The sequence below is a fragment of the Pseudomonas sp. LBUM1676 genome, from assembly GCF_059695605.1.
On record NZ_CP166777.1, the window covers coordinates 3517178 to 3538522 of the forward strand.

17 protein-coding genes are annotated in these 21345 nt (G+C 60.8%); 13 read left to right on the forward strand and 4 right to left on the reverse strand.

What is annotated here, in order from left to right; genetic code table 11:
- Both ACA041_RS16260 and ACA041_RS16265 read left to right on the forward strand, forming a co-directional pair.
- On the forward strand, positions 1–1599 hold the full coding sequence (locus ACA041_RS16260) for an ABC transporter permease (protein ID WP_497433773.1): 1599 nt from the start codon (positions 1–3) through the stop codon (positions 1597–1599).
- Positions 1596–2666, forward strand: a complete 1071-nt coding sequence (locus tag ACA041_RS16265; protein WP_497433776.1) for an ABC transporter ATP-binding protein — start codon at positions 1596–1598, stop codon at positions 2664–2666. Before ACA041_RS16260 ends, ACA041_RS16265 begins: the two co-directional genes overlap by 4 nt.
- 10 nt (positions 2667–2676) lie before the next feature.
- Here the strand turns inward: ACA041_RS16265 and ACA041_RS16270 are convergent, their stop codons facing one another.
- A complete protein-coding gene (locus ACA041_RS16270; RefSeq protein ID WP_497433780.1) occupies positions 2677–3615 on the reverse strand; it encodes a site-specific integrase in 939 nt (312 codons plus the stop codon).
- Between the two features lie 177 nt (positions 3616–3792).
- On the opposite strand from ACA041_RS16270, the gene ACA041_RS16275 reads away from it, so the two are divergent.
- Entirely contained in the window at positions 3793–5175 is a 1383-nt protein-coding gene (locus ACA041_RS16275) for a UDP-glucose dehydrogenase family protein (RefSeq protein ID WP_497433785.1), read from the forward strand.
- A gap of 76 nt (positions 5176–5251) precedes the next feature.
- Here ACA041_RS16275 and ACA041_RS16280 read toward each other — a convergent pair whose 3' ends face one another.
- On the reverse strand, positions 5252–6217 hold the full coding sequence (locus ACA041_RS16280; protein WP_497433789.1) for a LysR family transcriptional regulator: 966 nt from the start codon (positions 6215–6217) through the stop codon (positions 5252–5254).
- A 341-nt stretch (positions 6218–6558) separates the two neighbouring features.
- On the opposite strand from ACA041_RS16280, the gene argH reads away from it, so the two are divergent.
- From argH to ACA041_RS16325, 9 genes are all read left to right on the forward strand, one after another.
- Positions 6559–7986, forward strand: a complete 1428-nt coding sequence (gene argH, locus ACA041_RS16285) for an argininosuccinate lyase (protein WP_497433793.1) — start codon at positions 6559–6561, stop codon at positions 7984–7986.
- A gap of 150 nt (positions 7987–8136) precedes the next feature.
- Complete coding sequence (locus tag ACA041_RS16290; protein WP_497433798.1) at positions 8137–9015, forward strand: amino acid ABC transporter permease; 879 nt, start codon at positions 8137–8139, stop codon at positions 9013–9015.
- Positions 9016–9025: 10 nt separating this feature from the next.
- A complete protein-coding gene (locus tag ACA041_RS16295) occupies positions 9026–9790 on the forward strand; it encodes an amino acid ABC transporter ATP-binding protein (protein WP_368991016.1) in 765 nt (254 codons plus the stop codon).
- Between the two features lie 52 nt (positions 9791–9842).
- Entirely contained in the window at positions 9843–10667 is an 825-nt protein-coding gene (locus ACA041_RS16300) for an ABC transporter substrate-binding protein (protein ID WP_497433800.1), read from the forward strand.
- A 282-nt stretch (positions 10668–10949) separates the two neighbouring features.
- A complete protein-coding gene (locus ACA041_RS16305; RefSeq protein WP_497433802.1) occupies positions 10950–11798 on the forward strand; it encodes a polysaccharide deacetylase family protein in 849 nt (282 codons plus the stop codon).
- On the forward strand, positions 11791–12678 hold the full coding sequence (locus ACA041_RS16310; RefSeq protein ID WP_497433807.1) for a polysaccharide deacetylase family protein: 888 nt from the start codon (positions 11791–11793) through the stop codon (positions 12676–12678). The genes ACA041_RS16305 and ACA041_RS16310 overlap by 8 nt, the downstream gene beginning before the upstream one ends.
- Complete coding sequence (locus tag ACA041_RS16315; RefSeq protein WP_497433811.1) at positions 12675–14024, forward strand: MmgE/PrpD family protein; 1350 nt, start codon at positions 12675–12677, stop codon at positions 14022–14024. The genes ACA041_RS16310 and ACA041_RS16315 overlap by 4 nt, the downstream gene beginning before the upstream one ends.
- A 151-nt stretch (positions 14025–14175) precedes the next feature.
- A complete protein-coding gene (locus ACA041_RS16320) occupies positions 14176–15354 on the forward strand; it encodes an MFS transporter (protein ID WP_497433816.1) in 1179 nt (392 codons plus the stop codon).
- Positions 15355–15512: 158 nt separating this feature from the next.
- The gene (locus ACA041_RS16325) at positions 15513–16220 is read left to right on the forward strand and encodes an HPP family protein (protein ID WP_497433822.1); all 708 of its coding nucleotides are present in this window, start codon (positions 15513–15515) and stop codon (positions 16218–16220) included.
- A 106-nt stretch (positions 16221–16326) separates the two neighbouring features.
- Here ACA041_RS16325 and ACA041_RS16330 read toward each other — a convergent pair whose 3' ends face one another.
- Positions 16327–17610 carry a Zn-dependent hydrolase gene (locus tag ACA041_RS16330; protein ID WP_497433827.1) on the reverse strand — a complete coding sequence of 428 codons (1284 nt, stop codon included), beginning with the start codon at positions 17608–17610 and terminating at the stop codon, positions 16327–16329.
- Positions 17611–17750: 140 nt separating this feature from the next.
- Complete coding sequence (locus ACA041_RS16335; RefSeq protein ID WP_150744547.1) at positions 17751–19235, reverse strand: NCS1 family nucleobase:cation symporter-1; 1485 nt, start codon at positions 19233–19235, stop codon at positions 17751–17753.
- A gap of 550 nt (positions 19236–19785) precedes the next feature.
- Here ACA041_RS16335 and hydA point away from each other — a divergent pair.
- Positions 19786–21225, forward strand: a complete 1440-nt coding sequence (gene hydA, locus ACA041_RS16340) for a dihydropyrimidinase (RefSeq protein WP_497433832.1) — start codon at positions 19786–19788, stop codon at positions 21223–21225.
- The last annotated feature ends 120 nt before the right edge of the window (positions 21226–21345 follow it).

Here is a 21345-nt window from a genome sequence, read left to right on the forward strand (position 1 = left end):
ATGCCTGAAACGCTACCGGCGGACGTCGCTGAGGCGATCCCGCCCCCGTTGCGCCGACGCTCCCGCGGCCTCTTGGCTGGCGGCGCCGGTGCGTGGGTGATCGGGTTGTCGGTGCTGGTGTCGCTGCTGTCACTGCTGCCGATCGGTTTCATCATCGGCGTGTCCTTCGAGACCGGCTGGGCGACCCTTGTACCCCTGATAGTGCGGCCACGGGTCGGTGAGTTATTGATCAATACCCTGTTGCTGGTGGTGATCACGATTCCCTTGTGTGTGGTCCTTGGCGTGGCCCTGGCCTGGCTCACGGAACGTACCGACATGCCGGGGCGGCGCGCGTGGTCGTTGCTGGCCACCGCGCCGCTGGCAGTCCCCGCCTTCGTCCACAGTTACGCCTGGGTCAGCCTGGTGCCCCCGATCCATGGGCTGTTTGCCGGGGTCCTGGTCTCGGTCATTGCCTACTTTCCATTCCTATACCTGCCGATCGCGGCGACCCTGCGCCGGATCGACCCGACCATCGAAGATGTCGCAGAGTCCCTGGGCCTCAAGCCTTGGGCGGTGTTTTTTCGCGTGGTGCTGCCGCAATTGCGCCTGGCCATCTGCGGCGGCGCCTTGCTGGTGGGGCTGCATTTGCTGGCCGAATATGGCCTGTACGCGATGATCCGTTTCGACACCTTCACCACGGCGATCTTCGATCAGTTCAAGTCAACCTTCAATGGCCCCGCCGCCAACATGCTGGCCGGGGTGCTCGCCTTGTGTTGCCTGGCGATGCTGACCGTCGAATCGGCCGCTCGTGGCCAGGCACGCTATGCCCGGGTAGGGTCGGGAAGCGCTCGCGAACAGCGGATCGTGCACCTGCGCACTGTGCCTGCGGCACTCGCGCTGACCCTGCAGATCGTGACCTGCACACTGGCGCTGGGTGTGCCGCTAGTCACGCTGGGCAAGTGGCTGATCGCTGGCGGCACGCACGTCTGGCAACTGAGCGAGTTGCTGCCGGCGCTGCAACAGACGGTGTTGTTGGGCATCGCCGGCGCGGTGCTGACCACCCTGGCCGCCATCCCGATTGCCTGGCTGTCGATCCGCGCGCCGGGCCGACTGCAGCGGGTCCTGGAAAGCTGCAACTACATCACCAGTTCGCTGCCGGGGATTGTCGTGGCCCTGGCCCTGGTGACCATCACGATTCATTTCGCCCGACCGATTTACCAGACTACGATCACGGTGCTGCTGGCGTATCTGCTGATGTTCTTGCCCCGGGCCCTGGTGAGCCTGCGTGCCGGTATCGCCCAGGCACCGATCGAGTTGGAAAACATGGCCCGCAGCCTCGGTCGCTCACCCGCCCTGGCGCTATGGCTGATCACCTTGCGCCTGGCCGCACCGGGTGTTGCCGCGGGGGCCGCGCTGGTGTTTCTGGCGATTACCAATGAGCTGACCGCCACCCTGCTGCTCTCCCCGAACGGTACGCGCACCCTGGCCACCGGGTTCTGGGCCCTGACCAGCGAAATCGATTACGCCGCCGCTGCGCCCTATGCCCTGTTGATGATTGTGCTGTCGCTGCCATTGACGGGGATCCTTTATCACCAATCCAGACGAACGGCCGGCCGATGAACGCTCTCGAACTGCACTCGATCAGTAAGTCCTACGGCGCGCAAACGGCCCTGGAAAACGTCAGTCTGTCGGTGCCCACGGGCAGCCGCACGGTGATTGTCGGGCCTTCGGGCTCGGGCAAGACGACGCTGCTGCGGATGATCGCCGGCTTCGAGTTCCCGGATTCGGGTCGCCTGCTGCTCAATGGCCAGACGCTGGTCGACAACACCCACGAGGTACCGGCACATCAACGATTGATTGGCTATGTGCCCCAGGACGGCGCCCTGTTCCCGCACATGACCGTGGCCGCCAACATCGGCTTCGGGCTGTCGACCAAGGGCGTTGAGAAACAGGAGCGCATCGCCGAGCTGATGGACAGCGTGGCGCTGGACTCGAGCATGGCCAGGCGCTGGCCCCATGAGCTTTCCGGTGGCCAGCAACAACGGGTGGCCCTGGCGCGAGCCCTGGCCCAACAGCCGCGCCTGATGTTGCTGGACGAACCGTTTTCGGCACTGGATACCGGCTTGCGCTCGGCCATGCGCAAGTTGGTCGCCCGGCTACTGGCCGATGCCGGCGTCACCACCATTCTGGTCACCCATGACCAGAGTGAAGCGTTGTCCTTTGCCGACCAGTTGGCGGTGATGCGTCTGGGGCGGCTGGTGCAATCGGGCCATCCGCTGGACCTTTACCGCTATCCCGACGACGAACAGACCGCGCTGTTTCTCGGCGACGCGGTGGTCATGCCCGCCCGGATCGAAGCGGGCTGGGCCCACTGCGATCTGGGGCGGATCCCGGTCAACAATCACAGGAACAACCGTTGCGCGCAGATCATGCTGCGGCCCGAGCAATTGCAGTTGGTCAGCATCCAGCCGACCCCGACAGAGCCGGTCGGCTGCCGTGCCGTGGTGACCGAGCGCGATTTCAGCGGCAACACCTGCACGTTGACGGTGGAGTTACAATCGCCGACTCGCAGCGAACAGCCAGGCCGATCCTTGATGGTGCGCAGTTCCGGCTTGTATGCACCGCCCACGGGTAGCGCGGTTCACGTCTCGACGATCGGCCATGCCCACGTCCTGAGCGAAGCCTGAAGCCGGGTCATCAAAGGTCGAAGCGATCAACCGCCCGACGTCGTTCGTTATCATCGCGCACATCGTAGTTGGCCGTGGTCTGGATGTTGCTGTGATGGGCCAGCTTCTGGGCGATCGACAAGTCATGCTCTTCGATCACCCGGGTAATGAACGAGCGCCGAAAATCGTGGGGCATGATTTTCACCCCGACCTGCGCGCCCCGTTGCCGGGCAATGTAATAGATCGCGTGCTTGGTGATGCGCTCGCGGGTGATGTGACTGCCACGGCGGATGCGATTGAACAGGAAAGGATCGTCCACCTCACCTTCCTTGAGTTGCGAGCGGCGCAGCTCCAGCCAGGCGTCCAGTTTGTCAAAGGCCCAGGCTGGCGCGTATTTGATCAGCTGCTTGTTGCCCTTGGCGGTGACCCGCAGGCTGCGTTCGGCGAAATCGACCTGATTCAGGTCCAGGTTCACCGATTCCGACTTGCGCATCCCCGAACCGTACAAAATCCCGATGATCGCCGCGTCCCGCAAGCCCTGTGGTCGCGGGTCGGCGGCACAGACCGCCATCATCTCCTGGATCAGCGTGCGCCGCAGGTTGCGCCCCTGGGATAGCCGTGTACCGGATATTCCCTTGACCGATCGCATCTTCAGCAAGTGCTCCTGACTGATCAGGCTCATGCGCCACGCTTCGTTCATCACCCCGCGCACGGCGTTGACGTACAGCGAAGAGGTGTTTGGCGCGTAGCCGTCCGTGCGCAAGGTGGCGACCAGCGCAATGACATCCTCGGGTTGCAGCTGATGCCAGGGAATCTCCTCGACATTCATGTCTTCGAAACCCAGGCGGTCGGCCGCGTCCTGCAACACGTAGCGCATGGTCAGTTGGCTGGAGGGTGCCAGGCGCGCCAGGTACAGGGTCAGTGGATTGGTTCTTGGCGTATTTGCAACAGCAGCGGGTAAGTCAGTCAAACGAAACGGCCTTGAATGAAAAGTGCAAGGAAAAAGCACAACGATAGGTAAAGAATTGGCGGTTACGCTGCCGGTCATGGGCAGGAAAGTCAATTATCATGCCGGACCAGGCGATAGATGAACTGAAACATGGCCCTGCTAATCCTGAAAGGGTGTCGATCCGGACAGGAGCCCCCCATGAAAATCAGTGTATTCGGTAGCGGTTACGTTGGTCTGGTGCAAGCCGCCGTCCTGGCTGAAGTGGGTCACGATGTGGTGTGCATGGACATTGACCGGCAGAAGGTCGAGTTGTTGCAGCAAGGCCATGTGAGCATTTTCGAACCGGGGCTGGCCAGCCTGGTGCGTGACAGCCTGGACGCCCGACGGCTGCAGTTCACCACCGACGAGAAACTCGCGGTGCAGCATGGCCAGGTGCTGTTCATCGCCGTTGGTACACCCTCCCGGGACGATGGCTCGGCGGATTTGCGCCATGTAATGGCCGTGGGTGAGGCGGTGGCGCGTCATCGCGAACAACCGGTGATCCTAGTGGAGAAGTCCACGGTCCCGGTGGGCACCGGCGACACGTTGCGCGGGCATATCGACAAGTGCCTGCTCAAGGTCGGGCGGCTGTTGCAGTTCGATATCGTCTCCAACCCGGAGTTTTTAAAGGAAGGCTCGGCCGTGGCCGATTGCCGACGCCCGGACCGGATCATCATTGGTTGCGAACGCGATGACGTTCGCGATGTGATGCGCGATCTCTACGCGCCATTCAATCGCAATCACGACCGCATCATGTTCATGGGCCTGCGCAGCGCCGAGCTGACCAAGTACGCCGCCAACAGCATGCTGGCAACCAAGATCAGCTTCATCAACCAGATCGCCGAACTGGCCGAGCACCTGGGCGCCGACATTGAATCGGTGCGGCTGGGCATCGGTGCCGACTCGCGCATCGGTTACCACTTCATCTATCCGGGCTGCGGGTATGGCGGTTCGTGTTTCCCCAAGGACATGCGCGCCTTGATCCACAGCGCCGAACAAGCCCATTGCTCCAGCGACCTGTTGCAAGCGGTGGAAGCGATCAACCAGCGGCAGAAACACAAGTTGTTCGAGCGTATCAATGCCTTCTACAAAGGCGAGTTGCGCGGCAGGACGTTTGCCCTGTGGGGCCTGGCATTCAAGCCCAACACTGATGACGTACGTGATGCGCCGAGCCGGGTGCTGCTGGAATCACTGTGGGCCGTCGGGGCCAACGTGCGGGCGTTCGATCCGGAGGCCATGCAGGAAATCCAGCAGCTGTATCCGGATGAATCAAAGTTGATGCTCATGGGCACGCCCGAATCGGTGTTGTCCGGTGCCGATGCGCTGATCATCTGCACCGAATGGCAACAGTTCAAGGCGCCGGATTTCAACCTTATCCGGCAGCGACTCAATGCGCCGGTGATCTTCGATGGGCGCAACTTGTATGACGCCGAACGCCTGGCGCGCGCCGGTTTTCTGTACTTCCCGATGGGGCGTGGAGCGTCGCGCAACTTACCGATTCCGTATCAACAATGGCCGGCGGTACACGCCCTCGCTCAATAACTACATGCGTTACCGCAGGGGCTGCCGCAGGCTGTTCCTGCATATCTGTTAGTTCCTGTCGGGCATAGGTTGAAGATTAAGCCGGCGTCTTCAAGTCGACGCCCAGCGCCCGGGCAAACGCTTTCACCAGCGGGCTGCGCACAGTGTTGTGACGCAGGATCAAGTTGAACGGGGTATCGATGTTGATCAGGCCTGGAAGCACCGCGCGAAATTGCCCCTGGGCCACCAGCGTGGCGGCGTAATGCCGGGGCAGGAAGCCTACGAAACGACCGGTCTTGATCAACAGCGCCACGGCTTCGACCTGGGTCGCCGAGGCCGAAAAACTGTCGTACTGGGCAAACTTCAGTTTGTCGCGGTGAATGGCGTAACGATGGTTGATGCACTCGTAATCCTTGAGCACATCGCTGCCCATTTCCGCCTCCGGCAAGGTGAACAACGGATGACCGATCGCACAGTAAACCTCGGAGCGCTCTTGATACAGCGCGTAGTAATCAAACTCCTCCCTTCGTTGATAAACCGGGACAATCCCCGCCAGCAATCGGCCCTCTACCACACCCCTTTCCACCTCATCCAGTTGAGAGGTTTGAAGTTGGAACCTTACTTTGGGCGACTCTTCGTTTATCCGTTTAAGCGCAGCAACTAACGGCGAATGAGCGTCGGAAATCGTATTGTCTATGACCCCCACACCAAGATCACCAACAAGTTCGTTTTGCGCTGAACTAAGACGATCACGAAAGTTATCGACCGAGGCAAACAAATCAATTGACGCCTGGTACACCAGACTGCCTTCTTCGGTCAGGTGAAAGCCTTCCCGGCCACGCGTGCACAGACGCATGCCAATGCGAATTTCCAGGTCGGAAATCTGTTTGCTGATGGCGGCCAGCCCCACATTCAGTTCGTTCTGGGCTGCACTGAACCCTCCGGCCTCGACCACGGCCTTGAACACTTTCAACAGTTTGAAGTCCAGGCCGCTGAGAGCCAGCGGCGCCCGATGGGACGTTTTCAGCGGTGGGTTTCCGGAATTGGAAAGTGGGGTTTCCATAATGCTTATTTACCTCTGGCGCCCTGTTCAACACTCTGTGTCCAACAACAAAAACATAGCTGGCCAATAATAATGAACACAGAAAACCAGGCTTGGCAACCGCTAATAAATCCCGCACCTCAGTGCCAACTCACTGATTTCGCAAAACTAAAAACTGACAATTCGATCAGCTCTCGCCACTTCGCAACTGCCCTCTTGAAAACCGCTCTGCCCTAACTACGCCTGGATCATTTCGGCGTGCATTCGCGGCTGTGCACACCGATTTTTGCAGGAGCCGGGGTGCCAGCGAAGCCCTTGGGCACAACAGCATTTACTTCCGAGCAACGACGAGGAAAACAACAATGTCTCAAACCACCGACCGTCTCTGGGGTGCCCGCTTCAAAAGTGGCCCGTCCGAAGCCCTGGCGGCCCTGTCCCGATGCCCCGAGCGCTATTTCCGCCTCACCCCGTATGACCTCGCCGGTTCCAGGGCCCACGCCCGTGAACTGCAGCGCGCCGGGCTGCTGAGCGAGGAAGAGACCTCGACCATGCTCGACGCCCTGCAAGGTATCGGCGATGACTTTCGCGCCGGTAACATTGCACCGACCCTGGACGACGAAGACGTCCACACCTTCATCGAGCGCCTGCTGACCGAACGCCTCGGCGCCCTGGGTGGCAAGCTGCGCGCCGGCCGTTCGCGCAACGACCAGACCGCCAACGACCTGCGGCTGTTCCTGCGCGACCACGTGCGCACCCTGACCGTTGAAATACTGGCCCTGCAACACGCCTTGGTGGATCAGGCCGAGCAACACGTCGAAAGCATCTGCCCGGGTTTCACCCACCTGCAGCAGGCGCAGCCGATCGTCTTCGCCCACCACCTGCTGGCCCATGCCCAATCGATGCTGCGTGATGTGCAGCGCCTGGTGGACTGGGACGTGCGCACCTCGCTGTCGCCACTCGGTGCGGCAGCCATGGCCGGCTCCGCCATCGCTCGCCTGCCTCAGCAGTCGGCCAGGGAAATGGGCTATAGCGGTGTCTGCGAAAACTCCATCGACGCCGTGGCCAGCCGCGATCACGTCGCCGAATTCCTGTTCATCGCCAGCATGCTCGGCGTCAACATTTCTCGCCTCGCTGAAGAGTTCTGTCTGTGGTCGTCCCGCCAATTCCGCTGGGTCGCACTGGACGATGCCTACGCCACCGGCAGTTCGATCATGCCGCAGAAAAAGAACCCGGACATCGCCGAACTGGCCCGGGGCAAAGCCGGGCGCCTGATTGGCAACCTGACCGGCCTGCTGTCTACGCTTAAATCCCTGCCGCTGTCGTACAACCGCGACTTGAGCGAAGACAAACACGGCGTGCTCGACAGCGTCGACACCTTGCTGTTGGTGCTGCCGGCCATGGCGGGCATGGTCGCGACCATGAAGGTCAACGTCCAAGAGCTGCGCCGCCAGGCCCCGCTGGGCTTCACCCTGGCCACCGAAGTTGCGGACTGGCTGGCGATGCGCGGCGTGCCGTTCAAGGAGGCCCACGAAATCACCGGTGCGCTGGTCCAGGCCTGTGAGAAGCACGACATCGAATTGTGGGAAGCGTCCCCGGCGCTGCTGGCGGAAATCGATCCGCGCCTGACGGCGCAGGTGCGCGACAGCCTGACCCTGGAAGCCGCCATCGCCGCCCGCAGTGGTTGGGGTGGTACCGCGCCGCAGCAGGTGCGCGAGCAGATCGGCCGCTTGAAGACCGCCCTCGCCGCGCAGCAAGAATGGACCGAGAACTATCAAGGTTTCCGGCTCTGAAGCAGAACACAAAACCTGTGGGAGCGAGCTTGTTCGCGATAGCGGTGGGTCAGTCAACATTGATATCGAATGTAACGCCGCCATCGCGAGCAAGCTCGCTCCCACAGGGATTGTAGTTGGCCTGATTAACAAAGTGTACGGAGAACCAACATGAGCCAGACTCAGGCAGAACGACTCCAGGCGGAGCGCAAACTGGCGGAAAACCAGTTCGATATCACCCAGTACCACCATGTGCCGCGGCGTTATTACGGGCGGATTTTCTTCGCCACCGTGATCGTCATCGCCCTTCTCGGGCTGGTAAGGGCCTTCGCCGAAGGCAAGATCGAATGGTCGTACATCGGCCAGTTCCTCACCTCCCAGGCGATCATGTGGGGCCTGCTCAATACCATCGTCATGGCAGTACTGGCGATGGCCCTGGGCATTGTCTTCGGCGTGATCACGGCGATCATGCGCATGTCGGCCAACCCGATCCTGCGGTACGTGGCGGTGACCTACACCTGGCTGTTCCGCGGTACGCCGCTGATCCTGCAACTGCTGTTGTGGTTCAACCTGGCGCTGATCTTCCCCACCATCGGCATCCCCGGCCTGTTCGAGATGGACACCGTAAGCCTGATGACGCCGTTCGTGGCCGCCCTGCTCGGCTTGAGCATCAACCAGGGCGCCTACACCGCCGAAGTGGTGCGTGCCGGCCTGTTGTCGGTGGACACCGGCCAGTACGAAGCCGCCAAGTCGATCGGCATGCCGCGTCTGCAAGCGCTGCGCCGGATCATCCTGCCCCAGGCCATGCGGGTCATCATTCCGCCAGTCGGCAATGAATTCATCGGCATGGTCAAAATGACGTCCCTGGCGAGTGTCATCCAGTACTCGGAGCTGCTCTACAACGCCCAGAACATCTACTACGCCAATGCCCGGGTGATGGAGCTGCTGATCGTCGCCGGCATCTGGTACCTGGCCACGGTTACCGTGCTGTCTTTCGGCCAAAGCCGTCTGGAGCGTCGTTTCGCTCGCGGCGCCGGCAAGCGTTCTTGAGGAGTCCGACATGAGAAACATCGTCAAGGCCGTGAGCCTGAACAAGTACTACGACCATTTCCACGCGCTCAAGGACGTCAACATCGAAGTCGAGCAAGGCGAAGTGCTGTGCATCATCGGCCCGTCCGGCTCCGGCAAAAGCACCTTGCTGCGGTGTATCAACCAGCTGGAAAAAATCGACAAGGGTGGCCTGTGGGTCGACGGCGAGCTGGTGGGTTACCGCATCGCCGGCAATAAGCTGTACGAGCTCAACGAGTCGCAGATCGCCCGCCAACGCCTGTCCACCGGCATGGTGTTCCAGCGCTTCAATCTGTTCCCGCACATGACTGTGTTGCAAAACATCATCGAAGGACCGTGCCAGGTGCTCAAGCGTTCGCCCAAGGAGGCGCACGAAGAAGCCGTGGAACTGTTGGCCCGCGTCGGCCTGGCCGACAAGCGCAACAGCTACCCGATCGAATTGTCGGGTGGCCAGCAACAACGTGTTGCCATTGCCCGCGCGTTGGCCATGCGCCCCAAGCTAATGTTGTTTGATGAACCCACTTCGGCACTCGACCCGGAACTGGTCGGTGAGGTGCTGTCGGTGATGCGCGATCTGGCGCAGACCGGCATGACCATGATCGTCGTCACCCATGAACTGGGCTTCGCTCGCGAAGTATCCAACCGCATGGTGTTCATGGACGGCGGGCAGATCGTGGAGGCTGGAAGCCCCGAAGAAATACTAATAAGTCCGCAAAACCCGCGCACCCAAAGCTTCATTTCTGCCGTTCGAACCTAAGGGCCGTGCTTGGAAAACAAGAGCCGCTCACAACACTCATAAGAGAACGACCATGAAGAACATAGTTATCCCAGCAGTACTCGCAGGCGTCATGGCTTCAGGCTTCACCTTCGCCGCCGAGCTACCGGCCAGCATCAAGGAAAAAGGCGAGGTCGTGGTAGCGATCATGCCGAACTACCCGCCGATGGATTTCAAGGACCCGGCCACCAATACCCTCACCGGTCTCGACGTTGACCTGGGCAACGCCCTGGCCGAGCGCCTGGGTGTGAAGATCAAATGGCAGGAAACCGGCTTCGAGCAAATGATCAACGCCCTGACCACCGACCGCGTGGACATGGTGATGTCGGGCATGACCGACACTGCCGAACGCCAGGCCAGCGTGACCTTCGTCGACTATTTCACCAGCGGTCCGCAGTTCTACACCCTGCAGAAGAACAAGGACACCAACGAGATCATCGACCTGTGCGGCAAGAAAGTCGGCACCAGCCGTCGCACGACCTTCCCGGCGGAAATCGCCGAGTGGAGCAAGGCCAATTGCGAAGCCGCCGGCAAACCTGCCATCAATGTGATCGGCACCGAAGGCTCGGCCGACGCCCGGGCGCAACTGCGCCAGAGCCGTATCGATGCGGCGATGCAGGGCAGCGAGACCTTGTCGTACCTCAAGACTCAGGAAAAGGACATGTACAAGACCGTCGGCCTGCCGATCTCCGAGCAGTTCACCGGTCTGGGCGTGAGCAAGAAAAAGCCTGAGCTGAGCGAAGCACTGAAGGTGGCGTTACAGAGCATGATCGATGACGGGACCTATCAGACAATCCTGAAAAAGTGGGACCTGGAATTGGGCGCGATCAAAACCGTGACCATCAACGCCGGGAAATAAGGATCCTGGGGATGCCTCATGTGGGAGCGAGCCTGCTCGCGAAAGCGGTCTGCCAGGCGACAACGATGCTGGATGTGCCGGCCTCTTCGCCGGCAAGCCGGTCTCGCTCCCACAGGGTCCGATGTCGATCCAGACTCTTAAGGCACCCAATACTTGTAGGAGCTGGCTTGCCAGCGAAGGCGTCATGCCAGGCACCATTGATGTTGGATGTGCCGCCGTCTTCGCTGGCAAGCCAGCTCCTACCAGGGATCACGTTTATCTATAGATGAATGGAGCACCACAATGTCCTCCTCGCCACACCCCACCTGGCCCGACCAGCACAAGGCCTGCCTCGCCCTGGCCTTCGACCTCGATGGCCCCACCGGCGATGCCATGCTCAATGGCTCGATCTGGCGCAAGCCCGAGTACTTCGGTTTCGGTGGCTACGGCCCCTATCGGGCGCTGCCGCGGATCCTCGACCTGCTCGACGCGTTCCGGATCCCGACGACGTTTTTCGTCCCGGCCTGGGTCGTGGAGAACTGGCCGAAACAATGCCAAGCGATTGTCGAGCGCGGGCATGAGGTGGCTTACCACGGCTACAAACACGAATCCTTTTACGCCCTGACGCTGGACCAGCAAAAGGACGTGATGAACACATCCCGCGAAGTGTTCTGGAAGTACCTGCACATCCGCGCCGAAGGTTTTCGCACCCCGTCCGGCGACTGGCGAGCGGAAACGCCGGCCATGCTGGTCGAAGCCGGCGTGACCTACTCCAGCAGCATGCGCGGCGATGACCGGCCGTACCTGGTGAAAGTGCCCGGCCATCAAACACCCCTGGTGGAAATCCCCGGCCGCTGGGAAATGGACGACTACGCCTCCATTGCCTACACCCGTGCGCCAAATTTTCCTTCGGGGCTGGACCGCACCGCCAGCTACGAACTGACGCTGGACAACTGGTGCCGCGAATACGACGGCGCGATGAACGAAGGCTTGTGCCTGACTACCCTGTTCCATCCCAAGATTACCGGCAAACCGGGGCGCATCCTGTTGCTGGAAAAACTCTTCGAACACATGCGCCAACGGGACGACGTCTGGTTCGCCACCTGCCGCGATGTCGCCCGGTGGTGGCTGAAGGAGCATCACCATGGCTGATTGCGCTGTCTGGCCCGAAGGTTACCGCTGCGCCGTGGTGCTGACCGTCGATTACAACGACATCCACGGCATCCTCACCCAGGCCCCGGAAGTCGCCGGGCGCGACAAGACGCTGTCGGTCTGGCGTTATGGTAGCCAGCGCGGCGTCGACCGTTTGCTCGGTCTGTTCGCCGAGCTCGGCGTTTCCAGCAGTTGGTTTGTTCCCGGCATCGTCGCCGAGGAAAACCCGGAACACATCCGGGCGATCCAGGCCGGTGGGCACGAAATTGCCTGCGCCGGATACCGCCACCAGAACTACGACAGCCTGAACCTGGACGAACAGAGCGCCGAGATCGCCCGGGGTGGCGAGGCCTTGAAGGCGCTGACCGGCCAGCTACCGACGGGCTTTCGCATCCCGGCCGGCAATGGTGCACCGGGGTTCATCGAGGCATTGCGTGACCACGGCATCCGCTGGTCGTCGTCGTGGCGTGGCGATGATTTGCCATTTGCTCATCCGACCGCGCCCGAGGTCATCGAACTGCCGCTGCACTATGAGCTGGAAGACGAACCCTACTTCGCCTTCAACCTCAGCCCTGCCGTGCCACAGGCGCAATCGCGGATCGCCTCTTACAGCCACACCCTGGGCAACCTGCAAATGGACTTCGCCGGTTTTCACCGGTTCGGCCTCTGTTATGTGCTGCGGCTGCACCCGGAAATCATTGCCACATCGGGGCGGATCGGCGTGCTCCGCGAGTTGCTTGCGAGCATTCAGCGGCATGAGGACGTGTGGATCGCCACCGGTGCCGAAGTTGCGCAGTGGTGGGTGGATTCGGCAACACCGGTAACCGGGGATCATCCGGCATCGGTGTACGAGCGGCATTATCGGGATTACCTCCTATGACAGAACGCATGCAGCGACTGGCGCAGTTTTGCGTCGATACCCGATTCGAAGATTTGCCGCCGGCATTGGTGGCGCAAGCGAAACGGCACATTCTCGATACCTTTGGCGCGACCTTGGCTGGGGCTGATAGCGAGGTGGCGAAGCAAGCACGTCAGGTGTTCGTCGGTGAAACGGGCGACACGCTGGTCTGGGGTACCGATCTTCGGGTCGGTGCCGCCCAGGCGGCGATGCTCAACGGGGTCGCCGCCCATGCGCTGGAACTCGATGACACTGGCGGCTGCGATCACTCCGGCGCGGTGGTGCTGCCGGCGGTCATGTCCGCCGTGTCGATGCAGACGGAGCCGGTCAGCGGCCGAGAGTTGATTACCGCAGTGGTCATCGGTTACGAAGTCGGCCGTCGCGTGCTTGAAGCCTGCGGCGGATATTCGGCACACAACGGCGCCGGCTGGCATTCGACCGCGACCTGCGGGGTGTTCGGCGCGGCGGCGGCCAGTGCGCGGATTCTCGGACTGGATGCCGCGCAGACCGTGTCGGCACTGGGCATTGCCGGCAGTTTCAGCGGTGGCCTGTGGGCTTTCATCCATGACGGTTCGCAGAGTAAAAAATTGCACAGCGGTCGCGCGGCCGAAGGCGGATTGCTTGCGGCGCGGTTTGCCCAACAAGGCATCAGCGGGCCGAACAAGTTATTCGAGGATGTGTGGGGCGGGTTTCTCAGAACCCTGGCTGGCGTGACCTCGGACCCTGCAGCACTCGATGCCGAGCTGGGCGTCGTGTGGAAGCTCGCCCGCTGCTCGATCAAGCCTTACGCCGCGTGCCGGGGGACGCATTCGGCAATCGATGCGTTGGGGCTGTTGATGGAGCAGCTGCAAGTCAGCGTCGATCAGGTCGAGGATATTCAGGTTTCGTTGTGCGGGTTTCTTCAAGACATGTGCGGTGCTCAGGATGTCCGCACGCTGGCGGCGGCGCAGATGAGCCTGCCCTATGCCCTTGCTGCGCGGCTGGTGCATGGCCATTGCCGGTTGCAGGCTTATGACGAGGCGCACCGCAGTGATCCACGGATTGCCCAGTGGATGGCACGCATCCGACTTGAAGTGGACCGGCGACTGTCCGAGGATGGCGAGCCTGTTGTCAGCGTGCAGACCGTGGACGGGCGGCAGGCGAGCCTTTGTGTCGATCCGCCCCTGGGTGCTCCGGGCAATCCGTTGAGTGATGCGGCGCTGGAGGATAAGCTTTTCAGTCTGGCCGTACAGGTGATGCCGAGGGAGCAGGCGGGAGAATTGCTTGGGCAGTTGTGGAACCTGGAAACACTGGAGTCGGTTCGTGCTCTTGAGCGGTGGTTGAGTTGAGTATTGCATTGCCTGTGCAGGTCTCTTCGCGAGCAGGCTCGCTCCCACAATTGAAATGCGTTCCCCTGTGGGAGCGAGCCTGCTCGCGAATGGCCGCGACTCGGAACATCGGCAAACACTACACCCACTGAATAAGGACATTTGCCCCACCGTGGCCACTTACTCGCTCGTTATCCGCCGGTTGATGATCTGCTCACTGACCATCGTCGTCAGCCGCGCCATCACCAGCCCGCTGCTCACGCTGTTCCTGAGCAACAAACTCGGTCTCAACCAGCAAGACGTCGGTTTGCTGCTGGGCATCGCCGTGTTCATCGCCACGCTGCTCGCGCTCTACGGCGGTTACATCATCGACCGTCTGGAAAAGCGCCGGCTGCTGATCCTCGCCATGCTCTCCAGCGCCATCGGTTTCGTGCTGCTGACCTTCGCTGAAAACCTTTACCTGACCACCCTCACCCTGGTCATCACCGAAACCGCTTCGGCTTTGTTCCTGATCGGTTCCAAGGCGATCCTCAGCGAAAACCTGCCCATCGGCCAGCGCGCCAAGGCCTTTTCCCTGCGCTACACCCTGACCAACATCGGCTACGCCACTGGGCCGATGCTCGGTGTGGTGATTGCTGGCGTGTACCCGATTGCACCGTTCCTGATAGCCGGCGCTATCGCTTTTTTCAGTATCTTCCTGATGAGCGGAATCCCCAGGGACTCGGCCCAGACGCCGGCGATCGGCCAACCCCAGAGTTTTTTCAAGACCCTGGTCACGCTGAAAAACGACCGTACCCTGATCATGTTCACCTGCGGCTGCCTGCTCAGCACCGTGGTCCACGGACGCTTCACCTTGTACCTGTCGCAATACCTGCTGGTGACGCAGGACGCCAAGCGAGCCCTGGAAACCATGGCCGCCCTGCTCGCCTGCAACGCCATCAGCGTGATCCTGCTGCAATACCAGATCGGCCGCTTCCTCAAGCGCGAACAGCTGCGCTACTGGATCGCCGGCGGCACCAGCCTGTTCATCCTCGGGCTGATCGGCTTTAGTCTGGCCGACAGCCTGGTCTCCTGGTGCTTGGCGATGTTCATCTTCACCCTTGGTGAAATGATCATTTACCCCGCCGAATTCCTCTTCGTCGATACCCTGGCACCGGAGGAACTGCGTGGCAGCTACTACGGCGCACAGAACCTGGCAGCCCTGGGCGGTGCCCTGAGCCCGGTGATCTGCGGCTTCCTGCTGATGCATTCGCCCGCACCCACCATGTTCTATGCCTTGAGCGTGCTGACGGCCGTGGGCGGTTTCCTCTGTTTCATGAGTGGGCGCCGGGTGGCTACACATCAAAAATAATGAACTCAAGCTTCATTAATATGAATTTGTCAGCATCAGAATTGAACGGCACACTAGCCCCGTTCCTCCCCCAATAGTTGGAACAACTTCAAGGGCTTTCTGGGTATCCCAGTTAAGCCTTTTTTTTGCCTCGATTTTTTCTATGGATCCCTAGCCCCATGCTTGCTCGCTGGTTACCCGCTGCCATCAATACCCGCCCTTCGGAATGGAGCCGCGCTGCCATCGGCATGTCATTGGGCACGATGTTCAGTGTCTGGCTCTGCAGTCAGGTATTCGGCATGCAAGTGGCGCAGCACCTGATCGGTCCGCTGGGTGCGTCGGCGGTGTTGCTGTTCGCCGTATCTTCCGGCGCCCTCGCCCAGCCCTGGTCGATATTGGGCGGCTACTTGAGCGCCGGAGTGGTCTCGTTGCTGGTCGCTCACGTACTGGGGCGGACCCTGGGCAGCGCGTGCCTGGCGGCCGGCATGGCGCTGATTCTGATGTGCTGGCTGCGTTGCCTGCACCCGCCGGCAGGCGCGCTGGCGTTACTGTTGGTACTGGCGGACCCGGCAACCATCGCCATGGACTGGAAAGCCCTCGGCCCGGTGATGCTCAGCGCATCGACCATGCTGCTGAGCGCCCTGGCCTACAACAACCTGACACAGATCCGTTACCCCAAGCGTGCCAGCGAACCGGATGCCGTCGTACCGGCCGATCACCCGCCGATCGACAGCCAGGCCATCACCGCCCAGGACTTGAAGCTGGCCCTGGCGGAGATGGAGGCGTTCTTCGACGTTACCCCTGAAGACCTTGAGCAGCTGATCCATGCCAGTGAGTTGCATGCCCGGCGCCGCAGTATCGGGGATGTGTTTTCACGCAAGGGGTGAATATCAAAAGATCCTAGGCTGCGGCAGCTCTACAGGGTCGGTATTCGGATGCAACCCATGCGCCGAACACCATCAATGAGCTGCCGAGCCTGCGATCTTTTGCTTGTCAGGCTGCCAGTTTTCCAGACGCGATGGCCGCCGAAGCCGCCAGCATCGCCCGCAACAGCACCGCACACCCGGCCGCCAGATCATCCGGCGCGGCGTTCTCGATTTCGTTGTGGCTGATGCCGCCTTCGCACGGCACGAAGATCATGCCGGCCGGCCCGAGTTCGGCAACAAAAATGGCGTCATGCCCTGCCCCGCTGACGATATCCATGTGCGACAGGCCCAACCCTTGGGCGGCACCGCGTACGGCTTCCACGCAGCCCTTGTCGAAGTACAACGGCGGGAAGTCGGCAGTGGGTGTCAGTTCGAAGGTCAGGCCGTGGGCCTTGCAGGTGGATTCAATCACCTCGCGGACTTCGGCGATCATCGAATCCAGCCGCGCAGGTTCCAGGTGACGGAAGTCGAGGGTCATGCGCACTTCACCGGGGATGACATTGCGAGAGCCGGGGTAGGCTTGCAGGCAACCGACGGTGCCGCAGGCGTGGGGTTGATGGTCGAGTGCGGTGCGGTTGACGGCGCCGACGATGATCGAGGCACCGACCAGGGCGTCCTTGCGCAGGTGCATCGGGGTCGGACCGGCGTGGGCTTCGACGCCGCGCAGTTTGAGGTCGAACCATTTCTGCCCGAGGGCGCCCATGACGACCCCTATGGTTTTGTGTTCGTCTTCGAGGATCGGGCCCTGCTCGATGTGCGCTTCGAAATAGGCACCGACCGCGTGACCGCTGACCTGGCGCGGGCCGGCGTAACCGATGGCGTTCAATGCGTCGCCGACGGTGATGCCTTCGGCGTCGACCTTGGCCAGCGTCTCTTGCAGGGTGAATTTTTCCGCGAACACACCGGAGCCCATCATGCACGGGGCGAAGCGCGAGCCTTCTTCGTTGGTCCAGACCACCACTTCCAGCGGTGCTTCGGTTTCCACTCCCAGGTCGTTGAGGGTGCGCAGGACTTCGACGCCAGCCAGCACACCGAAGCAGCCATCGAACTTGCCGCCGGTGGGTTGAGTATCGATGTGGCTGCCGGTCATGACCGGCGGCAAGTCCGGATTGCGCCCGGGACGGCGGGCGAAGATGTTGCCGACGGCGTCGATGCTGACGGTGCAGCCAGCGTCTTCGCACCACTTGACGAAAATGTCCCGGGCCTGGCGGTCGAGATCGGTCAGGGCCAGACGACAGACGCCGCCCTTGACCGTGGCGCCGAGCCGGGCCAGTTCCATGAGCGATTGCCACAGGCGGTCGCGGTTGATGTGCTGATGGGTGGATTGCAGAACGTCGATGGCAGCGTTCATGGTGATCTCCTCAGGCAGTTCTTATAGGTTTCTTCAGGCAATTCTTTGTCGTTTATGAGGCCGCCTTCGCGAGCAGGCTCGCTCCCACATTTGGAATGCATTCCCCTGTGGGAGCGAGCCTGCTCGCGAAAGGGCATCCCTCACACCGCAGATTTCACGGCAGTAGGACTCGGCCGCATCGCACTCAACCCGTAATAAATCAACCCACCCAGTGCCGACCCGGTAAACCAGCCATAGCTGTAAAACCAGCTGAACGCATCACTGCCGAGCGACAACAACGTCAACACCACCGGCACACCGAAGGCGATAAACCCGAACCAGTTCCACGCCGGGTAAACGTCATCCCGATACAACCCGGCCAGATCCAGCTGCTGTTTCTTGATCAGGAAATAGTCCACCACCATGATCCCGGCAATCGGGCCCAACAAGCTGGAGTAACCCAGCAACCAGTTGGAATAGACCGTTTCCAGGCTCAGATCGGAAACGATCAGCCCGAGTTTTTTCAGCAGTTCATGCCCCATCAGCACCAGCCCGACCAGACCGGTGAGCATCACCGCCTTGGTCCGGTTGATGACCTTGGGTGCAATGTTCTGGAAGTCGTTGGTCGGCGAGACGATGTTGGCCGCGGTATTGGTAGACAGCGTGGCAATAATGATCAACGCCATGGCCAGTGCGACCCATACCGGGCTCTGGATATGACCGATCAGGGTGACGGGATCGGAGACGGTGACGCCCACCAGTTTCACCGAAGCGGCCGTCATCACCACGCCCAGCGACGCGAACAGGAACATGGTCAGGGGCAAGCCGATGATCTGCCCGACAATCTGGTCCTTCTGGCTTTTCGCATAGCGACTGAAGTCCGGTATGTTCAGCGACAGCGTGGCCCAGAACCCGACCATCGCGGTCAGCCCGGCGGCGAAGTAACTGGCCACACCCGCGCCTTCCGGACGCTTGGGCGGGATCGCCAGCAACTCGGTCATTGACACATTCGGCATCGCCCATACCAGCAGGCCCACACCGACCAGCACCAGTAGCGGTGCCGACAGGGTTTCCAGCCACTTGATCGATTCGGCGCCACGAATCACCACCCACAGGTTCAGCACCCAGAACACCATGAAGCCGATCACTTCGCCGGTACCGCCCAGTGACTTCCAGCCCTCGAACACCGAGCCCAGGAACAGATGGATCGCCAGCCCGCCGAACATCGTCTGGATGCCGAACCAGCCGCAGGCTACCAATGCGCGGATCAGGCACGGGATGTTGGAGCCGAGGATGCCGAAGGACGAACGCAGCAACACCGGAAACGGAATACCGTATTTGGTGCCGGGGAAGGCGTTAAGCGTCAGCGGGATCAGGACGATGATATTGGCAAACAGAATCGCCAGCAGCGCTTCGCCCACGCTCAGGCCGAAGTAGGCGGTGAGTACCCCGCCGAGGGTGTAGGTCGGCACGCAGATTGCCATGCCGACCCACAACGCGGTGATGTGCCATTTATTCCAGGTTCGCTCGCGCACCTTGGTCGGTGCCATGTCGTGGTTGTAACGGGGACTGTCGAGGACATCGCTGCCGGCTTCGAGCTCGAACAAGCCGTCGCGCTCGGTCACTTGCGATCTGATCTGTTGCATGGCCGCTCCACTGTTCTTTGAATTATTTTTTGCGCATCAAGGGTTGGCGAGTTCAATAACTGTGCCGGGCACCCCGTCAGCGCATCGGGCAGTTCCATAAAAACGTTGTAAATAACTGATGTACATCAGTTTTAATTTTCTGAATATGAATCCACATTTACTTGTCATGTCACTCGGGTTGAATATCTGGCATCCGTCGTCCAGACAGTCACGACTCAATGTGGTGCACGCCTTTTTTTCAAGGTTGCGCATCAACCATAGACCATCCTTCAAGCGGCTGATTTCACATAGAAATCTCGTTCATTTTCGGAACCTGTCAAGTGCGTCAAAATGGTGAGGCGCCTCTCCCTTTCGGTGAATTTGTTATTTTGTCTTTAAGTATCAACATGTTAAAAAATAGATAAGCTTATAAAAATATTCTTGCCCAATCCCCGAACTGCAGCTAGCGTCTATTCTTGACAGCACTGACAGGAATACTCCTGTTGGTGGATGCTTCATATAAAACATTTAGAACCGGCATTAGCCGGTCATTGCCTGCGAGGAACTCGGAATGTCTCTGTTGATCCGTGGCGCCACCGTTATTACCCATGATGAAAGTTATCGTGCCGACGTCTATTGCGCCGACGGCGTGATCAAGGCCATCGGTGCCAATCTCGATGTTCCGGCGGGTGCCGAAGTGCTCGACGGCAGCAGCCAATACCTGATGCCCGGCGGCATCGACCCGCACACGCACATGCAACTGCCCTTCATGGGTACGGTGGCCAGCGAAGACTTTTTCAGCGGTACGGCAGCGGGACTTGCCGGTGGCACCACCTCGATCATCGATTTCGTGATTCCCAATCCTCAGCAATCGTTGATGGAAGCATTCCATCAGTGGCGCGGCTGGGCCGAGAAGTCGGCGTCGGATTACGGCTTCCATGTCGCGATCACCTGGTGGAGCGAACAGGTTCGCGAAGAAATGGCCGAGCTGGTCAGCCAGCATGGCGTCAACAGCTTCAAGCACTTCATGGCCTACAAGAACGCGATCATGGCTGCCGACGACACCCTGGTGGCGAGTTTCGAACGCTGCCTGGAACTGGGCGCCGTGCCGACCGTGCATGCGGAGAACGGCGAGCTGGTCTATCACCTGCAACGCAAATTGATGGCCCAGGGCATGACCGGCCCGGAAGCGCATCCGTTGTCGCGTCCTTCGCAGGTTGAAGGCGAAGCGGCAAGCCGGGCGATCCGTATTGCCGAAACCCTGGGCACGCCGCTGTACCTGGTGCATGTCTCGACCAAGGAAGCCCTTGACGAAATCACCTACGCCCGCAGCAAGGGCCAGCAAGTCTACGGCGAAGTGCTGGCCGGGCATCTGCTGTTGGACGACAGCGTCTACCAACACCCGGACTGGCAGACTGCCGCCGGTTACGTGATGAGCCCGCCCTTCCGTCCTCGCGGTCATCAAGAGGCGCTTTGGCACGGCTTGCAATCGGGCAACCTGCACACCACCGCCACCGACCATTGCTGCTTCTGCGCCGAGCAAAAAGCCGCCGGCCGTGACGACTTCAGCAAGATCCCCAACGGCACCGCCGGGATCGAAGACCGCATGGCGGTGCTCTGGGATGAAGGGGTAAATACCGGCCGCCTGTCGATGCAGCACTTCGTTGCACTGACCTCCACCAACACCGCGAAGATCTTCAACCTCTACCCGCGCAAAGGCGCGATTCGCGTCGGTGCCGATGCCGATCTGGTGCTGTGGGACCCCGAAGGTACGCGCACGATTTCGGCGAAGACCCATCACCAGCAGGTTGACTTCAACATTTTCGAAGGCAAGACCGTGCGCGGCGTGCCGAGCCACACCGTGAGTCAGGGTCGGGTGGTCTGGGCCGATGGCGATTTGCGGGCCGAGCGTGGTGCCGGGCGGTATGTCGAACGGCCGGCGTATCCAGCGGTGTTTGAGTTGCTGAGCAAGCGGGCTGAGTTGAATCAGCCAGTTGCCGTGAAACGCTGAGATCGAGGCCTTCGGCCTTCGCGAGCAGGCTCGCTCCCACATTTGAAATGCATTCCCCTGTGGGAGCGAGCCTGCTCGCGAAGGCGGCAGTCCGGACAACACAAAAAATGCCCATCAGAG

Excerpts from the sequence above, each read along its gene's own strand:
- ACA041_RS16315 (WP_497433811.1), top strand. The coding sequence starts at position 12,675 with ATGACAGAACGCATGCAGCGACTGGCGCAGTTTTGCGTCGATACCCGA.
- ACA041_RS16310 (WP_497433807.1), top strand. The coding sequence starts at position 11,791 with ATGGCTGATTGCGCTGTCTGGCCCGAAGGTTACCGCTGCGCCGTGGTG.
- ACA041_RS16275 (WP_497433785.1), top strand. The coding sequence starts at position 3,793 with ATGAAAATCAGTGTATTCGGTAGCGGTTACGTTGGTCTGGTGCAAGCC.
- ACA041_RS16265 (WP_497433776.1), top strand. The coding sequence starts at position 1,596 with ATGAACGCTCTCGAACTGCACTCGATCAGTAAGTCCTACGGCGCGCAA.
- ACA041_RS16295 (WP_368991016.1), top strand. The coding sequence starts at position 9,026 with ATGAGAAACATCGTCAAGGCCGTGAGCCTGAACAAGTACTACGACCAT.
- hydA (WP_497433832.1), top strand. The coding sequence starts at position 19,786 with ATGTCTCTGTTGATCCGTGGCGCCACCGTTATTACCCATGATGAAAGT.
- ACA041_RS16330 (WP_497433827.1), bottom strand. The coding sequence starts at position 17,610 with ATGAACGCTGCCATCGACGTTCTGCAATCCACCCATCAGCACATCAAC.
- ACA041_RS16280 (WP_497433789.1), bottom strand. The coding sequence starts at position 6,217 with ATGGAAACCCCACTTTCCAATTCCGGAAACCCACCGCTGAAAACGTCC.
- ACA041_RS16325 (WP_497433822.1), top strand. The coding sequence starts at position 15,513 with ATGCTTGCTCGCTGGTTACCCGCTGCCATCAATACCCGCCCTTCGGAA.
- argH (WP_497433793.1), top strand. The coding sequence starts at position 6,559 with ATGTCTCAAACCACCGACCGTCTCTGGGGTGCCCGCTTCAAAAGTGGC.
- ACA041_RS16260 (WP_497433773.1), top strand. The coding sequence starts at position 1 with ATGCCTGAAACGCTACCGGCGGACGTCGCTGAGGCGATCCCGCCCCCG.
- ACA041_RS16335 (WP_150744547.1), bottom strand. The coding sequence starts at position 19,235 with ATGCAACAGATCAGATCGCAAGTGACCGAGCGCGACGGCTTGTTCGAG.
- ACA041_RS16305 (WP_497433802.1), top strand. The coding sequence starts at position 10,950 with ATGTCCTCCTCGCCACACCCCACCTGGCCCGACCAGCACAAGGCCTGC.
- ACA041_RS16290 (WP_497433798.1), top strand. The coding sequence starts at position 8,137 with ATGAGCCAGACTCAGGCAGAACGACTCCAGGCGGAGCGCAAACTGGCG.
- ACA041_RS16300 (WP_497433800.1), top strand. The coding sequence starts at position 9,843 with ATGAAGAACATAGTTATCCCAGCAGTACTCGCAGGCGTCATGGCTTCA.